Source organism: Kineococcus auxinigenes (assembly GCF_050871525.1).
GTDB lineage: Bacteria > Actinomycetota > Actinomycetes > Actinomycetales > Kineococcaceae > Kineococcus.
Genome location: NZ_JBKBCT010000200.1, coordinates 1 through 505, shown reverse-complemented (window position 1 = coordinate 505; position 505 = coordinate 1). Strand labels below are relative to the sequence as shown.

The 505-nt window shown below is 58.2% G+C and carries 1 protein-coding gene; it reads left to right on the top strand.

What is annotated here, in order from left to right:
• The coding region (locus ACRYR9_RS20010) for a pirin-like C-terminal cupin domain-containing protein (protein WP_432540255.1) at window positions 1-322 on the top strand (322 nt) is incomplete at its 5' end.
• Between the last annotated feature and the right edge of the window lie 183 nt (window positions 323-505).

The following is a 505-nucleotide window of genomic DNA, read 5'->3' as shown; positions in this document are numbered from 1 at the left end:
GAAGCGCGACATCGCGTTTTCTTTGGCGAGCGCTCACAACGCTTTCCTGTATGTCTTCTCAGGCGAGGTCCTGATTCGCTCTGACCGGCGCGAGCAGCGGGTCGCCCACGGGCATGGTCTGGCGCTTGCCGGTGACGGTTCAACGCTGACATTCCACGCATGGCGGCCAAGCCAGTTCCTGCTGCTATCGGGTGCGGATATTCAAGAGCCGACTGTCGTCAACGGTCCCTTTGTCATGAACACCACCGAGCAAGTCCGTGACGCCATTGAGCGCTATCGGCGTGGTGAGATGGGCGAACTCGCGCCCTACGAAAGCGCTTGAACACACCTGAGCCCGCTTTCCTACATCAACTTGCTCCCTTGTCTCTAGCCATTTAAAGGAAGTCATCATGAAAGACGTATCGAAACCTACCGCCACATTTGCCCTTGTTGGGCGCATCCTGCTTGCGCTGCTCTTTCTGGGGAGTGGCTTTAACAAGCTTGCGACGGCGGCGGCCACCCAAGG